This window comes from Intrasporangium sp. (assembly GCF_030452765.1).
Lineage (GTDB): Bacteria > Actinomycetota > Actinomycetes > Actinomycetales > Dermatophilaceae > Intrasporangium_A.
The window spans coordinates 1-5,139 of record NZ_JAKDLO010000251.1 but is presented as its reverse complement, the minus strand read 5'-3'; the positions used below and the strand labels follow the sequence as shown (position 1 = coordinate 5,139).

Here is a 5,139-nt window from a genome sequence, read left to right as displayed (position 1 = left end):
GCCGAATCGGCGCTCCGGTCCTCCCTCGCTGGCGCTCGGTCGATCCTCACGCCTTCCCGGTGGCTTGCCGTCCTCCGGGCTCCGGGCCTCCCTCGCTGGCGCTCGGTCGATCCTCACCCTGTCGTCCGGCAAGCAGGCTCAGGCGCCATTCCCATTGCGCCTGAGCCGAATCGGCGCTCCGGTCCTCCCTCGCTGGCGCTCGGTCGATTCTCACGCCTTGGCTCAGGCGTCTTGCTGCGGCCACCCGGCCACGAGCGGGGTGTCGGACGGCACGACACCCAGCGCCGCGGCTCCCCCGGGGGAGCCGACCGGCTCGTCCTGCCCCGGCAGGGTGTCCTCGAAGAAGGCGGCATTGTCGGCCAGGAAGGGCTGCAGCTCGCCGGGCAGGTCGTCCTCGTAGTAGATGGCCTCGACCGGGCAGACCGGCTCGCACGCGCCGCAGTCGACACACTCGTCGGGATGGATGTAGAGGGTGCGGTTGCCTTCGTAGATGCAGTCGACCGGGCACTCCTCGACACAGGCGCGGTCCTTGACGTCGATGCACGGGCTGCCGATCACGTAGGTCATGCGGTGCTCACCTTCGTCACTCCCTTGTTCACGAACGGTCGTTGTGACAAACTTATTGTCAAAACTAAGAGTACGACCCGGATCGCGACAGGAGAAGCCCATGTCCACCAATGACCCTCAGGTTCACCCGGACCGACCGGCGCAGTCATCGGGCGCGCCGGGCGTGGGCGCGTCCCGGATCGTCGCGTACGGCGACTTCACCTGCCCGTGGAGCTATCTGACGTGGCGGCGGACGGAGGTGCTGCGCTCCGCGGGGGTGCAGATCGACTGGCGCACCATCGAGCACGACCCGTGGCACGTCCTGAGCCCGGTCGACGTCACGGACCGCTTCGCGGCGCTGCGCACCGAGCTGCCCCGGGTCGAGCAGCACCTCCTGCCGGGGGAGGTGCTCCCGCGGGCCCTCGCCGGGTTCGTACCGTTCACCGCTGCGGCCACGGCGGGCTACGCCGAGGCCTACGTCGCAGGCGTTGCCGCTCCCGTCCGGCGGCTGCTCTTCGAGGCGTTCTGGCGCCGGGGCATCGACCTGAACAACCCACGGATCGTGCGGACCCTGCTCGTCGACGAGATACGCCGCGGCACGTCGACGAGCGAGCTGCTCAGCACGTGGGGCTACGCCATCGACGTCACCGGAGGCCCGATCACCCAGGCCGGCTGGCAGACGATCCGGGACTGGCGCGCCGCGTGGCAGCGGACCGCCGAGCACGACCCGTCGGTGGCCGGGGTCGTGCCGGTCGTCATCGTCGACGGCGAGGAGCCCGTTCACGGCGTCGCGGCCGTCGACCGTGTCGGGCGCCTCGTGGCCGATGCGGGTCTCGACCCGAGGGGCGCCGACGCGGGCCTGGACCCGGCCGACGTCGGCGCCGCCTGAGACCCGACGTGCGACCATTGCTGCGATGACGACGACACCCGCCCAGCCCGTCGCGGACCGGGCGCATGGCCTCGGCCCTACCCGGGCGAGGGTGCTCGGCACGCTCCAGGACCTGCGTGCTCCGTCAACCGCGGCCGAGGTCGCCGAGAGGCTCGGCATCCATCTCAACACCGCCAGGTTCCATCTCGACGGACTGGTTGCCAGCGGTCTGGCCGAACGCGCACCGGTCGAGCGACGCGGTCCGGGCCGTCCCCAGGTGCACTATGCGGCGACTCGCGGCGCGCCGCAGGCGGCGCACCGCAGCTACCGGCTCCTTGCCGAGATCCTGAGCCGGCACCTGGCCCGGCACGCGGACGACCCCGGCGGCGAAGGCCTCGAGGCAGGACGTGACTACGGACGGTTCCTGGTGCGCGAACCCGGGGCCGCCGGGGCGGATGCGCCGGGCCATGGCGCGGACCTTCGCGAGGCGCGAGGCGCGGTGGCCACGGTCGTCGAGACCCTCGACCGCCTGGGTTTCGACTCCAGGCCGGTCGAGGACGGGGCTCGGCTGCCGGACGTGACGGTCGAGGTGACCAACTGTCCCTTCCTCGAGGTCGCAGAGGGGCACCTCGAGGTCGTCTGCGCCGTGCACCGGGGGCTCATGGAGGGCATGCTCGACGAGCTCGGGGCTCCGGTGGGCGTGGCGCGGCTCGATCCGCTCGTCTCCCCGAGCCGATGCCTCGCGCGATTCGCGACCCGACCAAGTCGACCGGCGACCACGCCCGGCGAGCAGGCGCCGCGCTAGGTTGCAGTCGTGCAGATCGCCATCACCGGATCCATCGCGACGGACCACCTCATGAGGTTCGACGGCCTCTTCGCCGACTCGCTCGTCGTCGAGCAGCTCGACAAGATCTCTCTCTCCTTCCTCACCGAGGACCTGCAGGTCCGCAGGGGCGGAGTCGCAGCCAACATCGCCTTCGGGATGGCCAACCTCGGCCAACGCCCGATCCTGGTCGGGTCGGTGGGTGAGGACTTCACCGACTACCGGTCCTGGCTCGAGCGGCACGGGGTCGACTGCACCTCCGTGCACTACTCGGAGTCGCAGCACACGGCCCGCTTCGTCTGTACGACCGACCGCGACATGGCCCAGATCGCCACCTTCTATGCCGGGGCGATGGCCGAGGCCCGTGAAATCGAGCTCGGGCCGGTGGCGCAGCGCGTCGGCGGTCTCGACCTCGTCGTCGTCGCACCCAACGACCCGATCGCGATGCTGCGGCACTCCGACGAGTGCCGCTCCCGGCGGATCGCCTTCGCGGCCGACCCGTCGCAGCAGCTCGCGTTCATGGACGGTGACTCGATCCGTCGCCTCATCGACGGGGCCGAGTACCTCTTCACGAACGAGTACGAGTCCCACCTCGCGTGCCAGAAGACCGGCTGGAGCCCCGAGGAGCTGGCCGACCGGGTGCGGGTACAGGTCAAGACCCGTGGCAAGGACGGGGTCACCGTCCGGGTCCGCGGCGAGGAGCCCGTCGAGGTCAGCGCCGCACGCGAGGTGCGCCGGGCCGACCCGACCGGTGTCGGGGACGCCTTCCGCGCGGGCTACCTCACCGGACTCGCGTCTGCCTTGCCGACTCGACGGTGCGCCGAGCTCGGCTCCATGCTGGCGACCTATGTCATCGAGACGGTGGGCACCCAGGAGTACTCGTTGCGCATCCCCCAGTTCCTCGAGCGGCTGGCCGACGCCTACGGCGTGGAGGCAGCGGAGGAGATCGGCCCGCATCTGAGCGCCTCGAGGGCCTGACGGCGAGCCGTGCCGCAGCCGCCCCACCCCTCTCACTGGGACTTCGACCTCGACCGGGTGCCACCCGGGGAGGATCTGGTCGGGGTCGGCGCCGACCTCGAGGTCTCCACGCTCTACCAGGCCTACCGCGAGGGCGTCTTCCCCATGGGGGTGGGCGAGCACGGTTCGCCCCCCATGGGGTGGTGGTCACCCGATCCGCGGGGGGTGTTGCGCATGGGCGACCTGCGCGTGTCCCGGTCACTGCACAAGATGCTTCCCCGATTCGAGATCCGCGTCGACACGCAGTTCCTTCAGGTCGTGCGGGCTTGCGCGGATCCGAGCCGACCCGGTCGGTGGATCACCCCCGAGGTCGTCCAGGCCTACGTGCGACTCCACGAGGCCGGCTGGGCCCACTCCATCGAGTCCTGGCAGGACGACCGTCTCGTCGGCGGCCTCTACGGTGTCGCGATCGGCGGCCTGTTCGCCGGAGAGTCGATGTTCCATCGCCTGCGTGACGCCTCCAAGGCGGCCCTCGTCCACCTGCACGAGCTGCTGGCAGCCGACGGTCGCTCCGAGCGGCTCATCGACGTCCAGTGGCGCACCGCTCACCTGGCCTCGCTCGGGGTGACCGAGGTGTCCCGGCGGCGCTACCGGGAGCTGCTCGGCCGCTCGCTCGACGTGCCACTTCCGGCCCCGTGGCGCTGAGCCCGGATCACTGCGCGGCAAGAGCGACGGGACCGTCTCGGCGCAGGAAAGAGGGCGGCATACCAACGGAGGGGATGGGTGCCGGCGCGGCCGGTCAAAAAGTAACCGGCCCCTCCCGACACCGACGAACCGGTGGGGGTAGGGTGCATGCGTGTGGGCACGACCGTGTCCGTGGAGAACTCCGAACTGCTCGAGCGCGCGCCGGCCCTCGTCGGCACGCGTTCCGAACGAAAGGTGCACGTGGTGCCTCAGCACGTTGACACCCCAGTGGTGACACGGCGGCGGCGGTGGGCCCGAGTCCTGGGAATCGCCGCGGTCAGCGCAGTCGCCCTCACCGGATGTCAGGGCAAGCTGTCCAACGGCTTCCTGCCCGAAGCGGTCTCCAACACCGGGGACATCGTCACGCAGCTGTGGATCGGCGGCTGGATCGCCGTCCTTGCGGTCGGCGTCATCACGTGGGGCCTCATGCTCTACGCGCCCATTCGGTTCCGTCAGCGCAAGGGCGACGACACCCTGCCGGTACAGCTGCGCTACAACATCCCGGTCGAGCTGCTCTACACCATCATCCCGATCTTCATGGTCGCGGTGTTCTTCTACTACACCGCCCGTGACGAGGCCGAGCTGACCGACGTCAGCGCGAAGCCCGACGTCACCATCAGCGTCGTCGCGAAGCAGTGGAGCTGGGACTTCAACTACGTCGACTCCAACGTCTACGAGAGCGGCGTGCACACCCAGCTCAACGGTGAGCCCGGCGCCCGGGCACAGATGCCCGTCCTCTACCTGCCGGTCAACAAACGCATCGAGTTCGTCCTCAACGCCCGCGACGTCATCCACAGCTTCTGGGTCCCCGCGTTCCTGACCAAGCTCGACATCATCCCGGGCAAGACCAACCGGATGCAGGTCGTGACCCAGCAGGAGGGGGAGTTCCAGGGCAAGTGTGCGGAGCTCTGCGGCGCCTACCACTCGGAGATGCTCTTCATGGTCGAGGTCGTCTCCCAGGAGGAGTACGACAAGCAGATGGCACACTTGGCCGAGATCGGGCAGAAGGGCCAGATCCCCGTCGACGCCAGCCGCGAGAAGCTCGTCCGAGGTGACGAGACGCTCGTTCCCGGTCCCGCCCTCACCGAAGGTATTACCCCATGAGCGCTGCGACGCTGACCTCCACGCCAACGCCGCCCCAGACCTCCGCGCCTCGTCCGACGCCTGGCCAGCGCATCATCCGGGTGATCACGACGACTGA

At 69.9% G+C, this 5,139-nt stretch carries 6 protein-coding genes; 5 read left to right on the top strand and 1 reads right to left on the bottom strand.

The genetic code is table 11. The features are described 5' to 3' along the window. Nucleotides 1-222 precede the first annotated feature (222 nt). Nucleotides 223-567, bottom strand: a complete 345-nt coding sequence (fdxA, locus tag L0H79_RS20580) for a ferredoxin (protein WP_301486507.1) — start codon at nt 565-567, stop codon at nt 223-225. Between the two features lie 100 nt (nt 568-667). On the opposite strand from fdxA, the gene L0H79_RS20575 reads away from it, so the two are divergent. From L0H79_RS20575 to coxB, 5 genes are all read left to right on the top strand, one after another. Then, a complete protein-coding gene (locus tag L0H79_RS20575; protein ID WP_301486506.1) occupies nt 668-1,435 on the top strand; it encodes a DsbA family protein in 768 nt (255 codons plus the stop codon). A gap of 25 nt (nt 1,436-1,460) precedes the next feature. Then, the gene (locus L0H79_RS20570; RefSeq protein ID WP_301486505.1) at nt 1,461-2,219 is read left to right on the top strand and encodes a metalloregulator ArsR/SmtB family transcription factor; all 759 of its coding nucleotides are present in this window, start codon (nt 1,461-1,463) and stop codon (nt 2,217-2,219) included. Between the two features lie 9 nt (nt 2,220-2,228). Continuing rightward, entirely contained in the window at nt 2,229-3,215 is a 987-nt protein-coding gene (locus L0H79_RS20565) for a carbohydrate kinase family protein (RefSeq protein ID WP_301486504.1), read from the top strand. Nucleotides 3,216-3,224: 9 nt separating this feature from the next. After that, complete coding sequence (gene aat, locus L0H79_RS20560; protein WP_301486503.1) at nt 3,225-3,899, top strand: leucyl/phenylalanyl-tRNA--protein transferase; 675 nt, start codon at nt 3,225-3,227, stop codon at nt 3,897-3,899. Between the two features lie 153 nt (nt 3,900-4,052). Further along, on the top strand, nt 4,053-5,042 hold the full coding sequence (gene coxB, locus L0H79_RS20555; RefSeq protein ID WP_301486502.1) for a cytochrome c oxidase subunit II: 990 nt from the start codon (nt 4,053-4,055) through the stop codon (nt 5,040-5,042). The last annotated feature ends 97 nt before the right edge of the window (nt 5,043-5,139 follow it).